At 40.3% G+C, this 24,718-nt stretch carries 26 protein-coding genes; 1 reads left to right on the forward strand and 25 read right to left on the reverse strand.

Annotated features, from left to right (window positions below; genetic code table 11):
* Positions 1 to 11 precede the first annotated feature (11 nt).
* From TT13_RS06700 to TT13_RS06795, 20 genes are all read right to left on the reverse strand, one after another.
* Entirely contained in the window at positions 12 to 554 is a 543-nt protein-coding gene (locus tag TT13_RS06700; RefSeq protein WP_027699269.1) for a CvpA family protein, read from the reverse strand.
* A 3-nt stretch (positions 555 to 557) separates the two neighbouring features.
* On the reverse strand, positions 558 to 782 hold the full coding sequence (gene zapA, locus TT13_RS06705; RefSeq protein ID WP_027699270.1) for a cell division protein ZapA: 225 nt from the start codon (positions 780 to 782) through the stop codon (positions 558 to 560).
* Positions 783 to 903: 121 nt separating this feature from the next.
* Positions 904 to 1,497 (reverse strand): ribosome biogenesis GTP-binding protein YihA/YsxC, encoded by a 594-nt coding sequence (gene yihA / locus TT13_RS06710; protein WP_027699271.1) that lies wholly within the window; start codon positions 1,495 to 1,497, stop codon positions 904 to 906.
* A 9-nt stretch (positions 1,498 to 1,506) separates the two neighbouring features.
* Positions 1,507 to 2,769: an ATP-dependent Clp protease ATP-binding subunit ClpX gene (gene clpX / locus TT13_RS06715; RefSeq protein ID WP_045476860.1), complete on the reverse strand. Its 1,263-nt coding sequence runs from the start codon at positions 2,767 to 2,769 to the stop codon at positions 1,507 to 1,509.
* Positions 2,770 to 2,976: 207 nt separating this feature from the next.
* Complete coding sequence (tig, locus tag TT13_RS06720) at positions 2,977 to 4,275, reverse strand: trigger factor (protein WP_027699273.1); 1,299 nt, start codon at positions 4,273 to 4,275, stop codon at positions 2,977 to 2,979.
* A 125-nt stretch (positions 4,276 to 4,400) separates the two neighbouring features.
* Positions 4,401 to 5,117, reverse strand: coding sequence for a DUF1003 domain-containing protein (locus TT13_RS06725; protein ID WP_027699274.1), 717 nt, complete (start codon positions 5,115 to 5,117; stop codon positions 4,401 to 4,403).
* A gap of 106 nt (positions 5,118 to 5,223) precedes the next feature.
* Complete coding sequence (tuf, locus tag TT13_RS06730) at positions 5,224 to 6,411, reverse strand: elongation factor Tu (protein ID WP_027699275.1); 1,188 nt, start codon at positions 6,409 to 6,411, stop codon at positions 5,224 to 5,226.
* A gap of 224 nt (positions 6,412 to 6,635) precedes the next feature.
* Positions 6,636 to 7,457: a hypothetical protein gene (locus TT13_RS06735; RefSeq protein ID WP_027699276.1), complete on the reverse strand. Its 822-nt coding sequence runs from the start codon at positions 7,455 to 7,457 to the stop codon at positions 6,636 to 6,638.
* A gap of 63 nt (positions 7,458 to 7,520) precedes the next feature.
* Positions 7,521 to 9,422: a ribonuclease J gene (locus TT13_RS06740; protein ID WP_027699277.1), complete on the reverse strand. Its 1,902-nt coding sequence runs from the start codon at positions 9,420 to 9,422 to the stop codon at positions 7,521 to 7,523.
* A 185-nt stretch (positions 9,423 to 9,607) separates the two neighbouring features.
* On the reverse strand, positions 9,608 to 9,862 hold the full coding sequence (gene rpsT / locus TT13_RS06745; RefSeq protein WP_027699278.1) for a 30S ribosomal protein S20: 255 nt from the start codon (positions 9,860 to 9,862) through the stop codon (positions 9,608 to 9,610).
* Positions 9,863 to 9,913: 51 nt separating this feature from the next.
* A complete protein-coding gene (gene rpsO / locus TT13_RS06750; RefSeq protein ID WP_027699279.1) occupies positions 9,914 to 10,183 on the reverse strand; it encodes a 30S ribosomal protein S15 in 270 nt (89 codons plus the stop codon).
* Positions 10,184 to 10,346: 163 nt separating this feature from the next.
* On the reverse strand, positions 10,347 to 11,372 hold the full coding sequence (holA, locus tag TT13_RS06755) for a DNA polymerase III subunit delta (protein WP_045476863.1): 1,026 nt from the start codon (positions 11,370 to 11,372) through the stop codon (positions 10,347 to 10,349).
* Between the two features lie 75 nt (positions 11,373 to 11,447).
* Positions 11,448 to 13,622, reverse strand: a complete 2,175-nt coding sequence (locus tag TT13_RS06760) for a DNA internalization-related competence protein ComEC/Rec2 (protein ID WP_027699281.1) — start codon at positions 13,620 to 13,622, stop codon at positions 11,448 to 11,450.
* On the reverse strand, positions 13,619 to 14,242 hold the full coding sequence (locus tag TT13_RS06765; RefSeq protein ID WP_045476865.1) for a helix-hairpin-helix domain-containing protein: 624 nt from the start codon (positions 14,240 to 14,242) through the stop codon (positions 13,619 to 13,621). The genes TT13_RS06760 and TT13_RS06765 overlap by 4 nt, the downstream gene beginning before the upstream one ends.
* A gap of 88 nt (positions 14,243 to 14,330) precedes the next feature.
* A complete protein-coding gene (locus TT13_RS06770; protein ID WP_027699282.1) occupies positions 14,331 to 14,597 on the reverse strand; it encodes a DUF1292 domain-containing protein in 267 nt (88 codons plus the stop codon).
* A gap of 41 nt (positions 14,598 to 14,638) precedes the next feature.
* Complete coding sequence (locus tag TT13_RS06775) at positions 14,639 to 14,920, reverse strand: DUF1292 domain-containing protein (RefSeq protein ID WP_027699283.1); 282 nt, start codon at positions 14,918 to 14,920, stop codon at positions 14,639 to 14,641.
* A gap of 12 nt (positions 14,921 to 14,932) precedes the next feature.
* Positions 14,933 to 15,364, reverse strand: a complete 432-nt coding sequence (gene ruvX / locus TT13_RS06780) for a Holliday junction resolvase RuvX (RefSeq protein ID WP_027699284.1) — start codon at positions 15,362 to 15,364, stop codon at positions 14,933 to 14,935.
* Between the two features lie 202 nt (positions 15,365 to 15,566).
* Positions 15,567 to 15,824, reverse strand: a complete 258-nt coding sequence (locus tag TT13_RS06785) for an IreB family regulatory phosphoprotein (protein ID WP_027699285.1) — start codon at positions 15,822 to 15,824, stop codon at positions 15,567 to 15,569.
* Between the two features lie 38 nt (positions 15,825 to 15,862).
* Positions 15,863 to 18,508, reverse strand: coding sequence for an alanine--tRNA ligase (alaS, locus tag TT13_RS06790; protein ID WP_027699286.1), 2,646 nt, complete (start codon positions 18,506 to 18,508; stop codon positions 15,863 to 15,865).
* A gap of 403 nt (positions 18,509 to 18,911) precedes the next feature.
* Complete coding sequence (locus TT13_RS06795; RefSeq protein WP_027699287.1) at positions 18,912 to 19,826, reverse strand: ADP-ribosylglycohydrolase family protein; 915 nt, start codon at positions 19,824 to 19,826, stop codon at positions 18,912 to 18,914.
* 130 nt (positions 19,827 to 19,956) lie between these two features.
* Here TT13_RS06795 and TT13_RS06800 point away from each other — a divergent pair, with 130 nt between their 5' ends.
* Positions 19,957 to 20,385: a DUF2507 domain-containing protein gene (locus TT13_RS06800; protein ID WP_027699288.1), complete on the forward strand. Its 429-nt coding sequence runs from the start codon at positions 19,957 to 19,959 to the stop codon at positions 20,383 to 20,385.
* 37 nt (positions 20,386 to 20,422) lie between these two features.
* Here the strand turns inward: TT13_RS06800 and trmB are convergent, their stop codons facing one another.
* The 5 genes from trmB to TT13_RS06825 form a co-directional block, all read right to left on the reverse strand.
* The gene (trmB, locus tag TT13_RS06805; RefSeq protein WP_027699289.1) at positions 20,423 to 21,085 is read right to left on the reverse strand and encodes a tRNA (guanosine(46)-N7)-methyltransferase TrmB; all 663 of its coding nucleotides are present in this window, start codon (positions 21,083 to 21,085) and stop codon (positions 20,423 to 20,425) included.
* Between the two features lie 158 nt (positions 21,086 to 21,243).
* A complete protein-coding gene (gene pepT, locus TT13_RS06810; RefSeq protein WP_027699290.1) occupies positions 21,244 to 22,482 on the reverse strand; it encodes a peptidase T in 1,239 nt (412 codons plus the stop codon).
* Positions 22,483 to 22,501: 19 nt separating this feature from the next.
* Complete coding sequence (locus TT13_RS06815) at positions 22,502 to 23,302, reverse strand: Nif3-like dinuclear metal center hexameric protein (RefSeq protein ID WP_027699291.1); 801 nt, start codon at positions 23,300 to 23,302, stop codon at positions 22,502 to 22,504.
* Entirely contained in the window at positions 23,299 to 23,991 is a 693-nt protein-coding gene (locus TT13_RS06820) for a tRNA (adenine(22)-N(1))-methyltransferase (RefSeq protein WP_027699292.1), read from the reverse strand. The genes TT13_RS06815 and TT13_RS06820 overlap by 4 nt, the downstream gene beginning before the upstream one ends.
* A gap of 183 nt (positions 23,992 to 24,174) precedes the next feature.
* A complete protein-coding gene (locus tag TT13_RS06825) occupies positions 24,175 to 24,690 on the reverse strand; it encodes a nucleoside 2-deoxyribosyltransferase (RefSeq protein WP_027699293.1) in 516 nt (171 codons plus the stop codon).
* Positions 24,691 to 24,718 lie beyond the last annotated feature (28 nt).

The raw sequence follows: 24,718 nt of genomic DNA on the forward strand, positions 1-24,718 counted from the left end.
CTGTCTTTCTGCTAAGCTTGTGCAATCCACCATTGATAGATTTCATTTGACAAAAATGGGGTTTGCGTAAGTATCCACTGTGCAAAATCAGAACTAGTCAGTTGATTTTGCCACCAGGGAACTTGCCATGTTTGAAAAATTTGGAGCACAAAAAATAATAATACATAAATAATGCCGATATTTAATAGACCACCTAAAAGCCGGTTAACCCAACCAATAACTGGAATATGATTTAAAAAGTTAACTCCGTTCTCAACCGAACGTAAGATAAAATAACCAATCATCGTAATTACCCCAAAGGCAATTCCGGAAGTCATAAATTGTAGAGCGGTGTCCTTGGCTACATCGGGCATACTAGTCACCCCATACTGAGCGGTTGTTCCAGTAAAAAAGCTGGTCAGAAGCCACGCCCCTAAACGATGGGCAAACAAAAGTGCAACAACCCAGATTAAGACTCGCCCGATTAAGCGAATAAAAGTCCGTAATAATCCATTATGATAGCCTTTACGCCAGGCTAACAATAATATGATTGCCAGTATAAATGTTAATACCATATTTTAATCCTTTACCTTTGCTGCCTGCATCTTTAATTGATCTGATAGGGCATTAAAAGCTAATAAAATTGCTGCTTGTTCATTTGATAAATTGGGGTTAGCTGCTTTAATCGCTGCTAATTGCTGATTGGCTAACTCCAAAACCGCCTTCATTTGACTCTGACTTTCTTCTGATGTGAAAGTATAGGTTTCTCCTAAAATTTTACCTTGAAATCTTGCGCGTACCATTCTATCACCCCTTTATTGATTATGTATATTAGGGCTGGAACATTTGACCATTCCAGCCCTAATTTTGTTAACGGTTATTAATAGCGTTTTTAGCTATATCCCGATTAACTTGCGATTAAATTTATTCATCCGCCATGCGGGCTTCAATCCAGTCCCAGACGTTTTCTTTACCAAACTTAGTCTGCGATGAGAACATCTCAAAGTCTGAAGCAGTCGCATCAAACTCTAAACTATGCTTTATTTGTGACTCTGCTTTATTCCACTTACCACGTGAAATTTTATCCGCCTTAGTTGCGACTACCAAAACTGGAATCCCAAAATAGGTTAGCCAGTTATACATGGCAATATCTTCTTCTGAGGGTGCATGACGTGCATCAACCAAAGATACCACCCCTTTAAGTTGTGGTCGTTCAGATAGATATTTTTCAATCATCTGTCCCCACTTCTCACGGGATTGCTTTGAAACTTTTGCATAACCATAACCAGGCACATCAACGAAATAGACTTGCTCCTCAACCTTATAAAAGTTCAAGGTTTGTGTCTTACCTGGTTGTGATGAAGTCCGTGCAAAAGCTTTCCGATTAATCAGCGTATTCGTCAAAGATGACTTACCAACATTTGAGCGGCCAACAAAGGCAATTTCAGGTAAATCACCCTCTGGATATTGACTTGGTTGGACGGCTGAAATTGTTAGTTCAACATTATGAACTTCCATTAAGCCCACCTACTTTCTAACTAGCGTTGGTTCGCTGTGATGCTCAACTGTGTCACGCGTAATAACAACTTCCGTTACGTCATCACGACTTGGCAAATCAAACATAATATCACGCATAACCGCTTCAATGATTGCTCTTAGACCTCTGGCACCAGTTTCACGCTGAATTGCCAATTCGGCCATTGCACGCAAAGCATCCTTATCAAAGGTTAGCTTAACATCATCAAGGGCCAGCAAAGCTTGGTATTGCTTAACCAGAGCATTTTTAGGCTCGGTCAAAATATGCACCAAATCATCCTCATCCAACTCTTCAAGCGCTGTTAGAATTGGCAAACGACCGATAAATTCTGGAATCAAGCCAAAGCTCATTAAGTCTTCCGGCAAAATATGTTGCATAATTGATGACTCTGAATCATTCAAAGCTTGCGCCTTAGAATCAGTACCAAACCCAATTACCTTAGCACCTAAGCGTTCCTTAACAATTGATTCAATCCCCGCAAAGGCCCCACCAACGATGAACAAAATGTTAGTAGTATCAATTTGAATGAACTCTTGGTTAGGGTGCTTACGACCACCTTGAGGCGGTACATTGGCAATTGTTCCTTCTAGCATCTTTAGCAAGGCTTGTTGCACGCCTTCACCAGAAACATCGCGGGTAATTGACACATTTTCAGACTTTTTGGCAATTTTGTCAATTTCATCAATATAAATAATTCCAGTTTCAGCGGCTTCAACATCAAAGTCAGCTGCTTGGATTAGTTTAAGCAAGATATTTTCAACATCTTCACCAACATAACCCGCTTCAGTTAACGTTGTTGCATCAGCAATGGCAAAAGGAACATTTAACAATTTAGCTAAACTCTGCGCAATATAAGTCTTACCAGAACCAGTTGGTCCGACCATGGCAATGTTAGACTTTTGTAGTTCTACATCACCCTCAGTTGCTTCACCACTGAGCATTGCGTTGATGCGCTTATAGTGATTGTACACAGCAACAGCTAAAGTCCGCTTGGCTTCGCTTTGACCTACTACATATTGGTCTAAGCTTTCAACGATTTCTTTAGGTGTCTTTAGCGTTAATGTGTGTTCCAGTGCATCTTGTTGTAAATCTTCTTCAATAATTGACTGGGCCAAGGCGACACATTCATTACAAATATATACGCCAGGACCTGCAATCAACTTCTTCACTTCGGACGCAGACTTACCGCAAAATGAACAGTAAGCTCCGCCACTCGTGTTATCGGTTGTATTAAACACGTTCCAACCTCCCATAGGCTAATTAAATTTAGTTTATCATATTGTACCAAATAACCCGTTAAAATAGCAGGGCAAGCTGACCAACCTCTAGTCTATTAGTAACTTTTAGGTTAAAACCATTGTACAACTTGCTTTGATCAATAAAAAATAACTAAGTTAATAGATAAGGGTCGAACATATGAATGTTCGACCCTTATCTTAAAAATAAAAATTTATGTTAACTTAGGCTTCTTCAACCGCTGAGTTAACAATCAAATCAACAGCTTGCTTGATTTGGATATCATGAGCCAACATATCCTCAGTCAAAGCTGCGCGTACGGCATCTTCATCCATGCTGTATTGTGCAGCTAAGTCAGCAACTTCGGCAGCAACATCAGCTTCTGAAGCAACAATGTTTTCAGCCTTAACGATTGCTTCCAAAACCAAGTTAGTCTTAACTCGGTCAGCAGCACCGTCTTCATATTGCTTATGCAAATCTGCTTCAGATGAGCCAGTGATTTGGAAGTACATCTCTGGTGAAACACCTTGATTTTGCATTGATGCGAAGAATTGGTTCATCTGACGGTGAACATCTTCATCGATCATAGCAGCAGGAAGATCGCCACCTTCAACTTCAGCATTTGCAACGGCAGCTGAAATTGCAGCTTCTTCCTTCTTATCTTGAGCTTCGTTTACCTTAGTCTCAGTCAAACGATCCTTAACCTTAGCCTTAAGCTCGTCCAAAGATGATACTTCTTCATCAACGTCCTTAGCAAATTCATCGTCCAAGGCAGGAACTTCTTTAACCTTAACTTCATGAATAGTTGTAACGAACTTAGCATCCTTACCAGCCAAATCCTCAGCTTGGTAATCAGCAGGGAAAGTTACGTTAACTTCAACTTCTTCATCAGCCTTGTGACCAACCAATTGCTCTTCAAAGCCAGGGATAAATTGACCTGAACCAAGTTCAAGGCTAAAGTTATCACCCTTACCACCATCAAATTCAACACCGTCAACTGATCCAACGAAATCAATCACAACAGTATCACCGTTTGAAGCAGCAGTATCCTCAGCCAAGACAAGCTCAGCTTGACCTTGACGTAGACGCTCGATTTCTTCATCAACTTCAGCATCTGAAACGGCTACGTCGGCTGCAGGAACCTTGAGTCCCTTGTAGTCACCCAACTTAATTTCAGGAGCAAGCTCAACTTCGGCTGTCAACTTCCAAGTTTCACCCTTGTTCATTGATACAACACCGATTTGAGGTTGTCCAACTGCTGTAATACCAGCTTCGGCAACGGCCTCAGCATATACTTCTGGCAAAACGTGGTTCAAAGCGTCGTTGTACAAAGCCTCTTCACCGTACATTTGCATAAATACTTGCTTAGGCATCTTACCCTTACGGAAACCAGGAACAGCAATGTTCTTCTTAGCCTCGTTAAATGCTTCATCAATACCCTTTTGAGCTGCTTCAACAGAAACTTCGAATGCCAAAGTTCCCTTGTTGCCTTCACCCTTAGTGAAAACTGCGTTTGTAGCCATCTGTTAATTCCTCCAATTTGTAACAACCTAGGTCGTTATCATTACATACTTATAGTATTATACCGATTAAATCTGTTTGCGACAACCAAATTTATTGGTCTTTATCAAAGTTACCCTAAAATTCTTTAACGTCGCTGAATTTCTGCTAATTGATTTGTGATTGATGCTAGAATTTCGACCTGAAGTCGCTGAACCTCCAAGGAATCAGCTTGATCTTGTTGCATCAAATGGTCGAGTTTTGAATGCAAAAGGCGAATTTCTGCTTCAGACTTGCGATTAATCCGATAACCATTGGTTGACTCTAAGCGATCATATTCAGCCGAACGATTTTGACTCATCATAATCAATGGCGCTTGCAAGGCAGCAATCATACTTAATGCTAAGTTCAATAAAATAAATGGGTAAGGGTCAAAATGAACCCCAAATAAGTGCAAAGTGTTAATCAGCATCCAAACTAGCATAAAGACTAAGAACGAAATGATAAAGGTCCACGAACCACCAAAACGGGCAACGCCATCAGCAATCCGCTGGCCAAAGGTTAATGTTTCGTCTAGATGCTTACGAACGTCAATCTCTTGATATTCCTCACTATCAGCCATTTTCGCAAAACGCTCATGAAAGCGGTCGTTTTCACGAAAATCTTTAGCTAACAAGACATCGAGCTTTTTCAAACGATAATTAGTTAGATGCTTATATGTAATAAAATCGCGCCGACTAGCTTTCGGATTATCTTTACGAATTATCGCAAACAGATCCCCATCTAATTCGGTCAAAAAGACTCCATCCGTTACTGGATAGTTCTTTCCATCAATTAAATCCTTTTGATACTTTAATACAGCCATTGTCACACTCCCTTCTATACTTAACTATACAAAAAAAACTCTACTGCGAACAGTAGAGTTTTCTAATTGTTATCAAAAGATAACAAGGGATACTAATTATTAAAAATTAGTCCAAGATTTCTGAAACAGTTCCGGCACCAACAGTACGGCCACCTTCACGAACAGTAAACTTCAATCCCTTTTCAATGGCAACTGGTGCGATCAATTCGATATCGAATGTAACGTTATCACCAGGCATAACCATCTCAACACCTTCTGGCAATTCAACTACACCAGTAACATCAGTTGTGTGGAAGTAGAATTGTGGACGGTAGTTAGTGAAGAATGGAGTGTGACGTCCACCTTCTTCCTTGGTCAAGACATAAACCTCGGCCAAGAACTTCTTGTGAGTGTGAATTGAACCTGGCTTTGCCAAGACTTGTCCACGCTCGATTTCTGTACGGTCAACACCACGTAGCAAAGCTCCGATGTTGTCTCCAGCTTGACCTTGTTGCATTGTCTTACGGAACATTTCGATTCCAGTAACAACAGTTGCACGAGGCTCATCCTTCAAACCAACGATTTCAACGGGCTCGTTCAAGTTGACAACACCACGATCGACACGTCCTGAAGCAACAGTACCACGACCAGTGATCGTAAATACATCTTCAACAGGCATCAAGAATGGCTTATCAACATCACGCTCTGGAGTTGGGATGTATGAGTCAACAGTATCCATCAACTCTTCGATAACCTTAACTTGTTCTGGGTCACCTTCCAAAGCCTTCAAAGCTGAACCACGTAGAACAGGAATGTTATCACCATCGAAGTCATATTCTGACAACAATTCGCGAACTTCCATCTCAACCAAGTCAACCAATTCTTCATCGTCAACCAAGTCAGTCTTGTTCAAGAATACTACGATGTAATCAACACCAACTTGGCGAGCCAACAAGATGTGCTCACGAGTTTGTGGCATTGGTCCATCAGTAGCGGCAACAACCAAGATAGCACCGTCCATTTGGGCAGCACCAGTGATCATGTTCTTAACGTAGTCCGCGTGACCTGGGGCATCGATGTGGGCATAGTGACGAGCTTCAGTTGAGTACTCGATGTGAGCAGTGTTGATCGTGATTCCACGCTCACGCTCTTCTGGAGCAGCATCGATTGAAGCGAAATCAGCTTGCTCAGCCAATCCCTTGTCAGCCAAAACCTTTGAGATAGCGGCCGTCAAAGTAGTCTTACCGTGATCGACGTGTCCAATAGTACCAATATTAACGTGCGGCTTAGTGCGCTCGAATGTTTCCTTAGCCAAAAGCTTATCCTCCTAATTTTCGCAAGTAAGTCATTATCAGACCAACTTAAAGTTGCTTGACAATAAGTATACTACATTCCTCACGGAACATAAACAACTCGATGCGAAAATCTATTATCTTGTTGTCTCCCCGTGGGAAGCTGTTGTTATTATATAAAAACATAGGCTTATTGTAAATGAATTTAGCTGAAATTCTTTAAAAAAAATTATAAACTTTATTCAGCCTATAACGTATTTAGCTCTGCCAGAATTTTTTGACGCATATTTCTTTGCAATTCAGGCTCGTCAAACATTGATTCACCCTGCAAATCGGCCGTTACCCCCCTCACCCATTGTTGAACATCAGTAATAACTTCTTTCGCATATGGATATAAGTTAATTAATAGATATTGATTAACTTGTTTCAAATTATCACTCAAAAGTGGATCATTTAACGCAGCTATCTCAACTTCAATGGCTTGACTAATTGTTTCTTGCTCCATTTCAATTAATCGAGCCGGTACGATTTCGTGTTCTTTTTGATCAAGCCATAAAAATTTAATTGGGCTAGTGACTGCTAATTTCCTTAAATGGTCTAAAAGACTCGTCCGTGTAATTTGACTCCCAAAGGGATCTAACAGATTAAACTTTGCCCCCAAGACGAAATCTTTAAAAGGTAATTTTAAAGCAGCCTGTAGGCGCCGATTTTGCTCTGGCAAAGCATATTCAGACAAATGATAAAATGCTCGGCTAACTTGCTTTAACGTTTGTGGAAAATTGAGTTCATAGTCCCCTTCAGCAGCAAGTACCAGCTCCATTAAGGCTTGATTTGCTGGCAAAGCTAAAACAAATTCACGTGCTAAAACGAAATTAGCTTCGTGGAGTAGTAGATTTAGATATATCTGCTGGTTCTCGCCTGTAATATAAGCTTCTGGTTGCTCATTTGCATAGGATAAGGCATCCGTATATAAATCTGCATTCAGCAAAGCGACAACCAATTGACGATTATTTTCAGCACTCTGTGCTTCTTGGTAGGCGGTTAAATACCTTTCAATTTCTTCGTCCATAAATATCTCCAAAAAAGCCATTCAAAAAATCCTAATAATTTTTTGCAATGGCTTCTCTATTTTTTATTTTTCAACTGTTACTTTTTCAACTTCAGGATTAGTTTTTGGCTTGCGATTACGAGGTCGACGCCGCTTCTTATTTGCTTCTGGTCCTTTTTGCTCTTTAGCCGGCGCTTTAACTTTGTCATCTGCCTTTTTAGTATTTGAACTCTTCTCTTTATTAGCAGAGTCATTCACCTTTGCAGGATTAGCATTTTGCTTACCAGCAAGACGCTTGCGACGGCGACCATTCTGGTTAGCTTCCATAATCACTGGCAAGATAACTGGCCGACGACGTGTCTGCTCAAATAGGAATTTACCTAAAGCATCACGAACCGCCCCTTTGAGCTTACCCCAATCAAATTCTTTACTATTCTTGATACCTTCTTGAACAGTAGTTTCGACCAAAGTTGCTGCTTCCCGCATTAAATCACGTGAAGTTTTAACATACACGAAGCCACGTGAATCAAGCTTAGGCTTAGCAATTACCTTCTTCTTCTTACGATCAATCGTAACAACCGCAATAAAGACGCCATCTTCTGATAAAATTCGACGATCATTTAAGACAATTGAGCCAATATCCCCAATTCCTGAGCCATCAATCATCGTTGACCCAACTTGTATTGAACCACCTAAATACATTTGCTTGTCATCATAGCGTAGGTTGTCACCCTTAGCCAAAAGCCAAGTATTGTCATCGGTATAACCAAGCTCTTTAGCAGCGTTATAAGCTGCGTTCAAAACACGATACTCACCTTGAATTGGAATTACGTTTTGAGGCTTTAACAGATTTAATAGTAACTGAAAATCATTCTTAGAGGCATGCCCTGAAGATTTCATATCAGTTGAAATTTGCTTTACCTGTGCACCAGCTCTAAAGAGCATATCGCGCGTTCGGGCAACATAACCTTCCATAGCGGTTGATGGGGTTGTGGTAATGAACACTAAATCACCAGTTGTGATTTTAACATTTCGATCATCGCCCAAAGCCATTCTTTGTAAGTGACGAATTGGCTCACCCATCCGCCCAGTTTCCAAAATCACAGTTTCTTCTGGTGTTAGCTTACTCAAATTTTTTAATGAAACAAACATTTCATTCTCAGGTATTGGTAAGGTCAACTTTTTAAGCCGTAATGCAGTCCGAACAACTTTTTCTAAATCATTACCAGAAAGCACAACCTTACGCCCAACCTTATAGGCTGCATCGATGATTTGTTGGATTCGTTGAATATTTGAAGCAACCGCTCCAACAATAATCCGTCCCCGATGGTGACGGAAGGTATCCAAGATATAGTTTGCTAAGTCCGCTTCATGGGCAGCATCTCCAATATTAGCTGTCCCTGCAGCATCAGCCAGCAATGCAACTACACCTTTTTGACCAATTTCAGCCAATCGCAATAAATCAGTACGGTAATAAGGTAGTGCGGTCGTATCAAATTTAAAATCACCAGTATAGACCACTTCACCAACTGGCGTTTCAATCACAATACCAAGTGATTCTGGAATTGTATGGGTTGTTTCAAAGAAAGATACAACTGTTTCCCCAAACGATACTTCTGAGTTACCACGTACAACATGATAATCATTAAAAGACTTTGTCTCAGGTTCAGCCTCAACTGCTAACTTAGCTAATTCAATCGTCAATTCTGAGCCAAAGACTGGCACTTGAATTTGAGCTAACAAATAAGGTAATGCACCAATTGCATCGGCATGGCCATGTGTCAAAAAGATACCAGCAATTTTTTCGGCATGCTCAACTAAATAAGCAAAATCAGGAATCACTACATCCACACCGAGTAAGTCGCTTTCTGGATATTTTAGGCCAGCATCGAGGATGAAAATATCACCATCTACTGTAACCGCATACATATTCTTACCGTTCTCACGAACCCCACCAAAAGGCATAATGTTTAACTCTGTTGTCATATATAATCTCATTTCTTTTCCGGGTCAGCACAACCCAAACGTTTTTTTGTTTCTTTAACTATAACATATCTAGGCCTTTTTTAAAGAGTGGGACAATCAAGTGTTTTAATATTTAAAAAAAAGGACAAGACCTAACGGTCTTGTCCTTTTTTACCAATTGCTTGGCACTTTTATCAACGATTTGATTACTTGTTCAACAATGCAGCCAAACGTGACTTGTCACGTGAAGCCTTGTTCTTAGCAATCAAGCCCTTTGATGCAGCACGGTCAATTGCTGAAGTAGCGTTTACAAACAACTCTTGCAAGTTATCTGATCCAGCTTCAACAGCCTTGCGGAACTTCTTCACTTCAGTACGGTATGCACTCAATTGTGAGATGTTACGCTCGCGTTGAATCGTGTTCAAACGGGCACGTTGGATTGATGACTCAATAATAGGCATCGCTTTTCCCTCCAATGATTAATGTTCAGTAAACTGTTCGAATCGTTAAAATTAACGACGCAAACCAAGAGCTTGAATTAACTCACGGTAACGTTGTACGTCGTTGTTACGCAAGTAGCGCAACAAGTTACGACGGTGACCGATCTTCTTCATCAAACCACGTTGTGAGTGGAAGTCGTGTTTGTGCTCTGACATGTGAGTGTTTAACTCGTTGATGTCAGCAGTCAAAACTGCAACTTGAACTTCAACTGAACCAGTATCACCTTCGTGACGTGCGAACTCTGTAATGATTTCATTCTTGCGTTGTGCAGAAATAGCCATTAGAATGTCCACCTTTCTCATAAAATGTCGCCTTGATCCGCGTACGACGACGGTGAACCGTCAAACACAGAAAAAGGTCAAAGTTTAGTGTGCCCTTAAGAGCACTTCTAGAAGTTTACACAAAATAACTACTAAATGCAAGCAAACAACGCAAGGAATTATCCTAACCAGCTAAATCATGTTGATAACGCATAATAAATAGTTCAAAAAGCAATTCTGGATCACGTTGGGTTGATTTTAATTGCTCTTCGATATTCACTAGACCTAGATATGCCTGTGCTAAGGCGCGCATTGAAAAATTTCGTACAGTTTTCTTAGCTAGTTTCACGCGATAAGGATGCACTTTGAGTAGACTTGCAATCGCTTTTTCGCTTTGTGTTAAAGCCTTAACCTGAATCAGTAACCGGAACTGGCCCAAGATTGCCCCATTTAACCGTAGGGGTTCTTCGCCAGATAAAATCAATTCATGATATAAGCGTACTGCATTTGTTAAAGAACCTGTCAATAGATGTTCAATCAGGTTAAAAATATTATCGGATAGCGTTGGCGTTACTAACGCCTGAACAGCATCTAGTTCAATTAATTTACTATCACTAGCATACAATATTAATTTATCAAGTTCTGACATAATCTGGGTTAATGATAGATTCGTCAATCGTAATAATTCGTCCATAGCTGGCTTGCTTATCGTAAAAGCTTGCTTTTCGATGCGGGCTTTTATTATCTGGATGATATCCTGCTCAGTCAAATCGCCAAATGGCAGGTACTCCGCTCGCTCCTTAAGTTGTTTGACAACTTTTTTCCTAGCATCAAGCTTTTCATAGGGCGCAAAAATAACCAAAATGGTTTGTGGCTCCGGCTGTCCGAGGTAATCTAACATCTCATCTGGATTATGTTCAACTTTACCCCGACTACTTTCACCAGTTAAAAAATATGCGTTATCTAAAATAACTACCCGAAAGTCACCAAAGAAAGGAACTGCTCGCGCATCATCTAAAGCAGTGTTTAGTGGCGTTTCCGTTAGGTCGAATTGGCCTAAATTCAGCGCTTGATCATCTGGCGAAATTAAATTAGTAAATAGTTGTCGCGTCTGATCTAACAGATATTGATCAGTACCCTGTACTAAGTAAATTGGTGCGAAATCGCCTTGGCTAAGTTTCATCTGTAATTCTTCGAAAGTTAATACCATATTACTTTATCCATTAAATGATTAGGGTTACATATCCCCCAACCAGCTACCTTTCTCACATATCTTTTGAACTGACTAGTGCGACTTATCTGAAAATAATTGACACCACCAAGTATATTCAATCATACCATGCTCAGCGGTCGAAAAAACACTCATTTTTGCGTTCCTAAGCGTCCTTAACGTTTCAGCATGTGGATGGCCATAGCGATTCTGCCTTCCAGCCGAAATAACCCCATTACTGGCTTGCAATCGCCGAACAAAGGTAGAATCTGAACTTGTTTTAGAACCATGATGACCAATTTTTAAAATATCCGCTTGCAAGCCTTGATATCGTTGTAAAAGGTCTCGCTCACCAGACTTACCTAAGTCACCAGTTAATAATATTTTTTGTGGGCCAACCTGCATGTAAAGAACTATGGAGCCTTCGTTACCACCATCTCCTATCTTTTGGGGTGCTAAAAAGTGGCCAAAAGTCATTTGCCGGTAAGCTAAAACTTCATGACAATCATAGGCTTTCAAAGCTTTAGTTAATTTCATACCAGCCGGGATATAAATTCGTTTGATTGGCATCCTTTTAACAAAATTCATAAAATTGCCAATATGGTCAAAATCCTGATGCGTTAAAACTAAATGATCAATTTTTGTAATTCCTTTTGCATGACAATAGCCAATTATTTCCTCAACATCAAAATTACGTTTATGGCGTTGTTGATTGAAACGGCCACCTAAATCAACCATGATTTTTTCACCATTGGGCTGACAAATTAAAGTCGCATCACCTTGTCCGACATCAAAAAAGGTAACTCTGCCAATTGGTAGAATCCTTTGATACATGTAGGCGCCTATGAATAACAGGAAGATAAACGGCAAATATCGCAGGTTATTTGTTGCAATGTATAACGTAATTAACAATAAAGTCACTAAAACCCACAAAATCGGTGGCTGACCAAAAATAATTTCCTTTGAATATTTAGCCGTTTCCCTTAAAAAATTTTGTCCAATTATCAATACCCATTCAACGCTATTAACTAGAACTGATAGTCGGCCGATTTGGCTAACTATGCCAAGCAAGGTTATTGGAATAACTCCATAAGTGAAAACGGGAATAACTAAGCTGTTTACGAATAAACTAAGCGGGTGCCAACTAGCCGTATGCCATATAATCACTGGTGCAATCAAGAGTCCTAAGAAGAAACTTACTCGTAAATTAGACTTTGATTTAACCCACATCAATCCCCAGGATAGCAAAAAAGATAGTTGCCCACCAAGTTGCAATAACAAAGTTGGCTTCAATATTAAGCTAATAATTAGGGTTAGCCCCCAAATGTCTTTCTCGTGTAACCTGAACCAACCCAACTCTCGCCAGTGCGTTAAAATGCCCGCAATTACTGCTCGAATTAATGCTTGGACCTCACCCGCAAAATTTCCTAATAATATAATCCAGCCCTGTCCGATTATCAAACGTGTTTCCCTTGTCAACTGGAATATTCGACTAATCTGTGCCCAAGCACTAGTAATTAGCGTAACTTGGAAGCCAGATATACTAAATAAATGAATTAATCCTAACTGCCTTATTTCATGGTGCTCATAATAAAAATTCTGTCTGGTATAACCCAGTATTAATGTTTGTCCGTAATCGCGTAACATCGCTGGTAATTTTTCAAACCAATTTATTAATTGGTAACGACTATCCCGAACTAGCCAGACTATCCGACTACCAAAGGAAGCTGGAACTGTAATTATTTTTATTTGATTTATTTTTAAATTGCCGATAACATTTCTTGCCCGCCAATAAGCCGCCTCATCAAATCCATATCGATTCTTTGGCCTTAGTAATGCACTTTGTTCACCAGAAATTTGCAAATGAACCCGGCTGGTTTCTGTACGCAAGGTCTGAGCAACCAACGGGGTAATCCTACCAGTAAATTTAAGGCCCCTGCCTCCACGTACAAAGCCATAGCCGCGTAAATAACCGTCGTTTACTTGATACCACTCGGGATGCGTAACCAAACATATACTTAATATTTGAGCTTTCTGGGCTTGTTTAAGCCAAGTTAGCTGATTATAACTAAAGTATAAAGTAACCGCGGCTAAGCAGCTTATAAACAAAATACGCTTAGTCGCAAACCGATACCAACCCAACATAAAAAACCAACCAGCAAACGGAACAAGCCACCACTGCTGACCAATAATCAAATAATTAATGGTTAATACTAAACCACTCAGGATTAAATAAAAGCCCACAGTCATATTGTTATTTGCGAACTAATGCGCTCAAAAATTTTTTCACCAATGCCATGCACTAACTTTAACTCATCCTTTTCCTTGAAATTACCATGACCATTTCGATAATTAATAATATCCTCAGCCCGCTTGGCACCAATCCCCGTCAAATTCATTAATTCGGCTTTATTAGCTTGATTAATATTAATCAAATTTGACTTGGCAAAATTGGCTCCAGCCGACTCTTTCACCTGAACACCCGGAAGTGGAAACTCAGCTGGAACATCCGCATCACCAAGCGGTATAAAAAGTACTGTCTGATCAGCCATTTTAGCGGCTAAATTCAACCGCTCTGTCCTAACAGCTTTGTCAAAACCGCCTGCTGTTGCCACCACTTGTGCCACCGTTGGCGCTTTGACGAAATAATAAATGCCTGGTCGCACTACCCCGCCTTTAACATCAATAACAAGCTGCTTGCTAACAGACTTTTTGACTGGTAAAGGCTTGTCCATCGGCTTACTCGCCAGCTTAGTTGCGCTTGCTTCTTTGTGCGTAACATTAATCCATACGAGTCCTAAGCTGACGATTAAGATAACACCAGCCAAACTAATCCATTGCCAATTACGTCTTAGCCAAACTTCCCACATAAATATTCCCTCTACAATAACAAAAGACCCAACCAAAATAAGTGTAAAAAAAGATGACCCGCTATTTTGCGAATCATCTTTTAAAATTTTAAAGTTCAGGATTATTTAAAATCGTGTTCATAACTTCCTCAACCATATCAAACTCAGCTTCGGTCTCCAGCGGAATTAACTCGCCCGCTTCATCTTCCGGATTAACCGTATAAGCTAAGACACCTTCAACTTCTGGATCAAGTGCTTTTAAAATGATATAGGTTTTACCATTATTATCAGCTTTAAAAGAGAAAAGTTCTGTGAATTCTACCTCACGGCCAGCTTCATCTTCTAAAACATAAATTTCAGGCTCAATTTCTGCCATTTAAGTTCTCCGCTAAATCTAGGGTGGGGGGTTAAAGTTTATTATTCAGCCTCATCTAGGTATTGAGTTAAGCGTTCTTCAACCATTTCCCATTCTTGCTCATCTTCAATTGGCATCAATTCACCTTCAGTATCAGCCTCAACCTCATTAGGATCATAAATATAAGCCAACATCTCAACTTCCTCTTCCTCAGGGGTTCCTGCTGGGAATAGGACAATATAGTTTTTATTATATTCATCTGAGTGGAAAGTAAATAGGACCTCATAAAGGGCTTCATTACCTTGATCATCAGTTAATGTAATTACATCTTGCTCTTCATTCATAATCTATACCTCTTATTTAACTAAAGGACCCTTACGATCCAAATAATTTTGTAAAATCAAGCTGGCTGCTAGCTTATCAATCACTTGCTTGCGCTTCTTACGCGATGTATCAGCTTCCTCAACCAACATACGTTCCGCCTCAACCGTTGTCAAGCGCTCATCTTGAAAATCAATTGGCAAACCAAACTTTGCTTTAAGCAGCTCACCATAGTATTGTGCTGCCTCAGCCCGGGGACCAATTGTATTATTCATGTTTTTAGGTAGCCCTAGCACAAAACCATCTGGATCGTATTGAGCAACTAATTCCGCCATCCGGTCTAAACCAAATTCTTGCTCGTCCTCGTTGATTCGAATAATCTCAACTCCTTGAGCCGTCCAACCAAGCATATCTGAAACAGCTACTCCTACAGTTCGTGAACCAACATCTAATCCCAATATTCGCATCTAGTTCTTAACCCTTTCACTTTTTATTGATTACTTTTAACAATGATTGTTTATTTAACACTTACTATCTTACAAGACTTTACCGATAAAAGAAAACAAAGCCTGTATTTAACTATTACTCTTGCAAGCAACAAAAATTTGCATGCCACATAATAAAGAGGGCGCAAAACTGCCACCCTCTCGTTAATCTGCAAAGTTAAGCTTATTTCTCCAAAAAATCCTTCACTAAGGCCTCGATAATCTCATCTCGTTCAAAGCGACGAATCAAGTTACGCGCGTCATTAGCACGTGGTACATAAGCTGGATCACCAGAAATCAAATACCCCACAATTTGATTGATTGGATTATAACCTTTTTCCTCTAGTGCATTATAAACTACATGTAACGTTTCACGGACATCTTGTTCATTATTACCACCCAAGTTAAAAACATTAGTCTGTGTATTTTCAAAGTTACTCATACGCAACCTCCTTAAGGGCCTTCAATTCTATCTCAATCTCACTTATTTGACAACCATTCAACCGCCAAAGCGAAAGCATCCTTAATACCAGCTGGATTTTTCCCACCAGCCTTTGCTAGCTCTGGTCGGCCACCGCCACCGCCACCAACGGCTGGAGCAATTGCCTTAATTAAGTCACCAGCTTTAATCCCCGCTTTGATTGCAGATGGTGCTACACTCACGACTAGATTCACTTTGTCACCCAAATTAGCAGCTAATACCAACACATCTGATGGGTAGGTTTGCTTCCAATTATCAGCTGTTTCCATCAAAGCATCCATTGATTCAACGGCTAACTCCGTAGTAATTAAGGTATGCTCACCAGCTGTTTGAACCTCATTAAAGGCTTGGGCTGCGGTCTGAGCCGCAATCTTTGATTCCAATGATGAAATTTGTTGCTTAGCTTCCTTCAAACTCTTTTGAATTGCTTCAATCTTATTGTTTACTTCAGAAACCTGTGGTGCCTTTACTAGTTGACTAGCTTTATTTAACAAAGCATCATGTTCTTTCAAGTAGTTCATAGTTCCACGACCAGTAACTGCCTCAATTCGCCTTACGCCTGCACCAGTTCCTTGCTCAGCAACAATTTTAAAAATGCCTAGCTCAGCTGTTGAGTTAGCATGCGTTCCACCGTCAAACTCAATGTTAAAGTCACCAATTGATACAACACGAACCGTTTCACCATACTTCTCAGTAAAGACTGCAACCGCTCCTAACTTCTTAGCTGATTCAATATCTGTTTCAACCCAAGAAATTGGCAAGTTCTCAATGATTTTATCATTGATTAAATCCTCAATTTTTTGCAAGTCCTCTGGTTCAACTGCTCCATTATAAGTAAAATCATACCGCAAATAATCCGCAGTAACCAAAGATCCGGCTTGCGTGGTATGCTCACCTAGCAAATTACGCAATGCTTGATCCAACATATGGGTTGCGGTGTGATTCTTTGATACAGCCGCATGGTAGGCTTCATCCACTAATAATTGGTAGCTCTGATTGACGTTGATTGGGGCAAGTACTTCAAGGCTGTGCAAATGTTGGCCATTTGGAGCCCGTTGTACATCGATAACCCGTGCGACAGTTTGCCCTGCCATATTTACGATTGTTCCACGGTCAGCAACTTGCCCACCCATTTCGGCATAAAAAGGTGTCACCGCAAAGACGGCTTGTGCTTCACCATTGGTAGCTGACTCGACCAAGCTATCGTCAACAATCAAATCTGTCAATTCAGTTTTTTCAACTGATAGCTCAGACCAACCAACATACTTTGATTCGGTCTTTAAGTCCGTCAGCAAGGCATTTTGAATCCCCATTGAAGCCTTATTTGAGCGTGCTGCTCGCGCACGTTCTTGTTGTGCGGTCATTTCAGCATCAAAGCCGGCTCGATCAACTCGCAAGCCAGCATCTTCGGCTGCTTCTTGCGTCAATTCATATGGGAACCCGTACGTATCGTAAAGCTTAAAGGCAACAGAACCGTCTATAATACCATTACCATTTTGAGCGGTCTCAATTACGCCATCAAGTAATGACAAACCGTCAGTTAGCGTCTTATTGAAACGGACTTCTTCGGCCTCAACAACTGAAGCAATGTAGGCTGCATTTTCAAGCACTTCTGGATAATAAGCAACCATAATCTCGCCGACAACTGGTACTAAGTCTTTTAGGAACAATTGTTTGATGCCGAGCTTGCGACCATGTAGGACCGCACGACGGAGCAAACGACGAATAATGTAACCACGGCCTTCATTTGAAGGCAATGCGCCATCACCAATTGCAAAAGTTACTGCTCGCGCATGGTCCGCAATCACTTTGAAGGAAATATCTTTGACCGGGTCAACTCCATACTTTTGACCAGACATTGCCTCTGTCTTCTTGATTAGTGGCAAGAATAGATCTGTTTCAAAGTTAGTTGGTGCATTTTGAAAGACTGAAACAACTCTTTCTAGCCCCATTCCAGTATCAATATTTTTATGTGGTAGTTCAGGATAATCTTTATTATTAGTCAAACCAGGTAAGTGATTAAACTGCGAAAAGACAATATTCCAAATCTCTAGGTAACGCTCATTCTCGCCACCAGGATAATTTTCCGCTGAATCCGCTGCATCAAAGGCTGGTCCGCGGTCGTAGAAAATCTCAGTATCTGGCCCAGATGGTCCTTCACCGATATCCCAAAAATTATCAGGTTCTTCATATAGATGATCTGCAGGCAAGCCAACCACCTCAAGCCAAATGCGCTTTGCCTCTAAATCATCTGGGTAAACTGTGACAAACAGCTTTGCTGGATCCATTGCAAACCACTCAGGGCTCGTCAATAACTCCCAAGCCCAAGGAATTACTTCTGGTTTAAAGTAATCACCAATCGAGAAGTTCCCCATCATTTCAAACAAAGTATGGTGGCGGGCAGTATGCCCAACATTTTCAATATCATTCGTTCGAATTGACTTTTGTGCATTTGTAATGCGGGGATTTTCTGGCACGATTGTACCATCAAAATATTTCTTTAAAGTTGCAACCCCAGAGTTAATCCACAAAAGAGTTGGATCGTCTTGCGGGATTAGAGATTGTGAAGGTTCGATTTTATGGCCCTTGCTTTCAAAAAAGCGTAGGAACATTGAACGGACTTCCGCTGATGATAATTCTTTCATTATTACAAAAACCCACCTTGTTTTAAATTAAAAAACAGATAATCAAAATTACAGACGGGGACGCATTAGCGCGGTACCACCCCGTTTGTAATGATTATCTGTCTCATTACCTCTTTAAGTTGGCACCTAACACTGCCACGCGGTCTGCTTTCGCAAACAAAACATAGGTAGCATCGTACTTTAAGCCAGCATTTCTCGCATCAACCGAAATGTTTCTGTTGGTCTGACTTACAAAGTCGATATATCCTACCGAAAGATTATAACATAGTAACAAGATTGCAATATATCAATTTCTTAACAAAAACCGCTTTCTTAAATAAATTTGTAATTTTTCAACTCTAAAACCATAAAAAAACTGACGAAATCACTTTTTTATTAGTGATTCCATCAGTTTATTTTATTATTACGCTTCGCTAAGCGTAAAATTACCACTATCACTCGCATCAATCAATAATTGCTTTATTTCAGCATATTCACTGTCGTTAAGCCAAGACTTAGGTAACTGTTCATGTCCATATATGATACCAGCAACGGCGCCAACCAAAGCTAAAATTTGGCTTGGATCACCAGCAACTTGACTAGCTAAAGTCAATGCTGCCTGATAACTATCAGAATTAACCAAAACCCAAATAACAGCTTCCAAGCTCTGGATAATATCTTCTGAAGAGATTAAATCATCGATTGGCATATTAGCAAAATCCGGCTTGTTTAACCGTTCAAGCGCTGGTAACTCTGCCGCAAAAGAACTGAAATTAGCATAATACTCATAAGCCATACCGATTGCCGCATCAATTGCTTCCAAGAGGCGATGACCACTTAATAAGCGATTGATAATCATTGCATAAAGACCGACTGCAATCAAACTTCGGGGATGATTATGGGTTAAACCGCTCACTTGATGTAAAATCAACATTGCAGGGTCATCAATCACAAAATCCTGCCCATACTGAGCTTCCAAGTAAATTACTAAGGGCGTGATACGCATTAGGGCACCATTGGTATTATCAGTCGCCAAGCGACTGCCGGATGCGTACAAATCATGATTAGCACGATAATGCTCAAAAGCTAAGCGACTAACCCGGCCAATACTTTGTGGTTTCCCGTCAACCGTGTAAGCACCGTTAACGTACCAGTCCTCAAATTTACTCATAATATCTTGCAAGTTGTAACCATGCGTCAAACTTGCAACTGTTGCTAAAGTTAAAGCACTGTCAGCACCCCAAACGTCATCTGTATTACCAGCTAGTTGTTGTGCAAAGATATCACCATTTATCAACCCCAGCGTGGAGTTAACTAGTGAATTGTCAGGTAACGTCATCTTGTCGCCCTTCCTTTCGAAATATTATTGTAACATGTTTGAGAAATTATTGGCAAATTTATCGTTTTTTCGTTATACTTGTCATTATTAAATAATTGCGAAAGCGCACTTGCGCGAAAGGAGCTTCATCGTGGCTGAAGAACTAGCAGCGACTAATGGTTTTAATGCTTTCTCGCTGACTTTATTACGTGATCGTCTCCTACCAGAGATTTTACAAGAAGATCAGAATGAAATTACTTATTGGGCTGGTAAATCACTGGCTCGTGGTATCGAATTACACGGTATTGCTGACATTATCCGTTTTTTCTTTGATGCTGGTTTTGGAACTTTATCCATCGAAGCACAGAATGAAACTGAGCAAACTTGGCATTTGACCGGCGAAATTATCGATATGCGTCTTTACGAAAATGAGCAAGCCTCTTTTGACTTAGAAGCAGGTTTTCTTGCTGCCCAAACGCAAGCTCAGATTAATTATGGTGCTGAAGCCGTCTGGAAACTAGCTAAAAATAAAGTTATCATTACCGTTTATACAGAAGTTCCTGCCACCTTACCTAACTAAAATAAACCACTCATCAAGGCGATGAGTGGTTTATTTTTTAATCAAATTGTCCGGTGAATTTATAGATTGGGAAACCTAATGCTGAGAACTTTTGTTCGTACTCTGTCTCAACATTATCAACCATCTTATCAGCGTCTTCATGTAAGTTTAATGATATTTCATTTGGCATAAACGTTATTCCAAAGTTAGCAAAACTATATAGGGAATACTCAAATAGCCCTCGATTATCAGTCTTGAAAGCCAGCTCTCCCCCCTTAGGTAGAACCGTTTGATAACCAGCTAAAAAGGTCTTATAAGTTAGACGGCGACTCTCATGCCGACTTTTAGGCCAAGGATCTGAAAAATTTAAATAGATTTTACTAACTTCGCCGGCCGCAAAATAAGTTTCCACACCAGCTCCATCACCATAAATAAATTTCAAATTAGGTAGGTCTGCCTCGTCTTCGAAGGCTTTACGAGCTGCAACGGCCACCGCTGAATCTTGTATTTCCATCCCAATAAAGTTTATCATTGGATATTTTTTAGCCATGCCAATAATAAATTGACCCTTACCAGTTCCAATCTCAACATGTATCGGTTGATTCAAGGCAAAAACTGACTGCCAATTACCTTGTAGTGCAATCGCATGTTCTTGATCAATCACCAAATCGGCATGTTCTTTTAGCCATGGCCGAGCCCACTTTTTATTTCTTAAACGCATATTTTCTCCTTAGCAAAATATATCACTCTATTTTAGTCGTTATCATTAAGTACTAGTAATAATAACATGAAATTCTATTTGTATTTACCCTTCTTGAAAAAAAGTAGCAAAAAACGGGCGATTAACCTAAGTTAACCGCCCGTTTGCCTAGCATAATTTTATTTTCCAGCAACGTTTAAAGCATTAATTTGCAACAAAGTATCAACAGCTTGTGCCATTACCTTTGTAGATACGTACTCGAAACGTCCGTGCATATTCTCACCACCAGCAAAGAGGTTTGGTGTAGGCAAGCCAAGGAAAGTAATCTTTGAACCATCCGTTCCACCACGGATTGGTTCGATGATTGGTTCAATTTCAAGCGCTTCCATTGCGGCTTTAGCCAATTCAACTGAAGTCATGTCATCCTTTAAAATTTCGCCCATGTTGTAATACTGATCCTTCATGGTCAACTTAATACGGTCCATCCCAAACGCGGCATTCATTTCAGCCACGATTGATGCAAGCAAGTCCTTACGTTCCTCAAAAATTGCCCGCTCGTGATCACGAATGATATAACTCATACTTGCTGATTCGGGTGTGCCTTCAATACTCAATAGGTGGAAGAAGCCTTCACGGCCTTCAGTCTTTTCTGGACGAGCACCTTCAGGTAATTGGTTATGCAAATCAATTGCAACTTGCAAAGCATTTACCATAATATCTTTTGCGGAACCTGGGTGAACATTCAAACCTTGAATTTCAATGTTAGCACCCGCTGCTGAGAAGGTTTCCCACTCTAATTCGCCCAAAGGACCACCATCGACAGTGTAGGCAAAATCTGCGCCAAATTCGGCAACGTGGAAGTTGTCGGCTCCAATTCCAATCTCTTCATCTGGTCCAAAGCCAAAGACTAACTTACCATGCTTGATTGTTGGATTAGCTACTAGATATTCAGCCATTGTTACAATTTCAGCAACCCCTGCCTTGTCATCAGCCCCAAGTAGGGTTGTACCATCAGTAGTAATCAGAGTATGACCTTCATACTTCTTCAAAGACTTAAAGTCATTTGGTGACAAAGTAAATTCATCATTTAACTTAATATCTGAGTGACCATCATAGTTTTCAACAAACTGTGGCTTGATGTTTTCAGCATTAAAATCAGCTGTATCAACGTGTGAGATGAACCCAATTGTTGGTACATCTTCTTCAATATTGGCAGCCAATTCAGCAAAGACATAGCCATCAGCCATTGTGCGGACGTTTTCCAAGCCAATTTCTTCTAGCTCAGTCGCAAGCTCCTTCAAAAAAGCAACTTCCTTTGGATCCGATGGGATTGTTGTTGATGATTCATTCGAACGAGTGTTTACCTTCACATAGCGAATAAAGCGATCAATTAACTTCTCATATTTAGTTTCAGTCATAAAAAAATCCTCTCAAAACTTAAAAAATGTAAGTATACGGGTCCGTATTAATTTTGGAAGCGATTACTCCGGTTAATTTCCAATTATAGTCCTTTTGCCATTGCTTAACCAGTCCTACTAATTTTTCTTTAGCAATCGCTTCCATATGATGATCTGGATCAATAACGACAAAATCATCTGCTAAAACATCATGAGCAGTATGATAATAAAAATCGGCCGTCACATAGGCATCTGCCCCTGCTGCTAGTGCCTGCGGATACTCTGAACCACCATCCCCGCCAAGCACCGCAATCGTCTTTAACGGCTTGTCAAGTGAATTAGCAATCACCCTGACTGCTGCAACGTTAAAAGTCTTACGGACAAACTCTGCATACGCACGAACCGTCATTGGTTCGACTAGTTCACCAATTCGGCCAAGGCCAGTTTGCCCATCCGGATTCGGAATTAATGGCCGAACATCCGTTAGCTTTAGACTCGCTGCCAACCAGTCATTCATCCCCCCCTGAGCTGCATCTAAATTGGTATGGGCAGCATAAACAACAATGTTATGTTTAATTAAATCAGCATACATCTTATTCTGAGGCTTTGATAAATCTAAATTCTTAGCCGGCCGAAAAATCAGCGGATGATGCGCTAAAATAAAATCTACGCCTAATTCGATCGCCTCAGCGACAACTTCCGGCCGAACATCTAAGGCTGTCATAACTTGCTTGATTTCTTGTTCTGGATCCCCCAATTGTAGGCCAATTGGATCTTTATCCCAAGCTAATGCTTTGGGTGCAAACTGCTCAATTTGTGCGATTAACGTTTTCGCTTTCATAATGATAGTGCCTCCTCAATTTCATTAATCTGGGCTTGGTAGTCCTGATAAGCTGCAATATTTTGTCGACCAGCTTGCGCTAATTTAACAGTAATTGACTTTAACCGTGCTAATTCACGCTGCCAGTAAGTTTGCCAATTTTCTGGTTGTTCAACTAAATTATAGGGACCAAAAGCTGCTTCCAATGCCGTTAACTGCATTGCTCCTGGTACGGCTACAAGGATTTCGTAGTAATGACCCTCATCAAAAATCATCTTCTCTGCAACTAAACGATAGCCATGTTCTACAAGCCAATGTCGTACCAAACCAGTATCTGTGTTTGGCTGTAAAATTAATTGTGGTTGCTGCTGTTTAGCATTCGGATTTTGCTCCAAAATTTGTGTAATTAAATGACCACCCATTCCGGCAATTGTTACAACATCAATCGCATCAGTTAGCTGCACTGCTGCCAACCCATTTGCTAATCTAGCAACTAATTTACCGGTTAGGTTATGCCGTTCAATTTCATCAAGTACATTCTGATAAGGCCCTTTAGCAACTTCACCAGCAACGGCAAAATCAATGTGTTGATTCAACAAAAGATTCGCTGGCAAATAAGCATGATCTGAACCAATATCGGCCAACCTAGCACCAGCAGGTACATAATTTGCTACTTGCTGCAAACGCTCTGATAATTGTAATGCGTCCATTAATAACTCCCAAAAAATCTTTTTCTTTATTTTAGCAAATTTAACAAAGTGGCGTTAACCAATCGCTAAAATTTTAGCTAATTTAGGACAATCGGTAAGGCATTCATTATTTTATACTACAAAAAAACTGCAGATGACCTGATTTGCCATCCGCAGTTTTTCTGTTTAATCATTTATAACACTTTAAAATACTTCGCGATCTGCTTCTTTATATGGCATCGCTAAGAAATCATAGTTGGTCAATCCTTCAACGATACTTTGTTCCCCACGGAAGTACGCTGTATACATAGTCAACATCAGATTCAATGGTTCGGCTGTTTCTTCGTCAAATTGCACCATGATTACTGGCTTACCTTGGGCATGAGCATAACCAATCTCCCAAATCGTACCTTCATCTGGGCGCACATTGCCCGCCTCTTTATCGAAATCCAAAACTGCCACAACTAAATCTGCTTGGTTAATTTGCCGAACATCTGAATCAAAAGTTGCAGTCTGCCACTCCTTAGTATGCATTGCTTCGGCTAAAACTCCGTTACCATACTTAGCAACAATTTCATCGTTTTGATTCTCCATTGGTTCAAAAATATAACCAATGTGTTGATTAGCATCCAAAGCTGCCTTAACCTTCTTTAATCGGTCAATTTGCCCATCGGAAAAAAATGGTCCTGCCAAGTATACACGCAATTTTTCGCTTGCCATAAGAATAATTAACTCCTAAATAAAATTA

The sequence above is a fragment of the Weissella oryzae SG25 genome, assembly GCF_000691805.2.
Classification (GTDB): domain Bacteria; phylum Bacillota; class Bacilli; order Lactobacillales; family Lactobacillaceae; genus Weissella; species Weissella oryzae.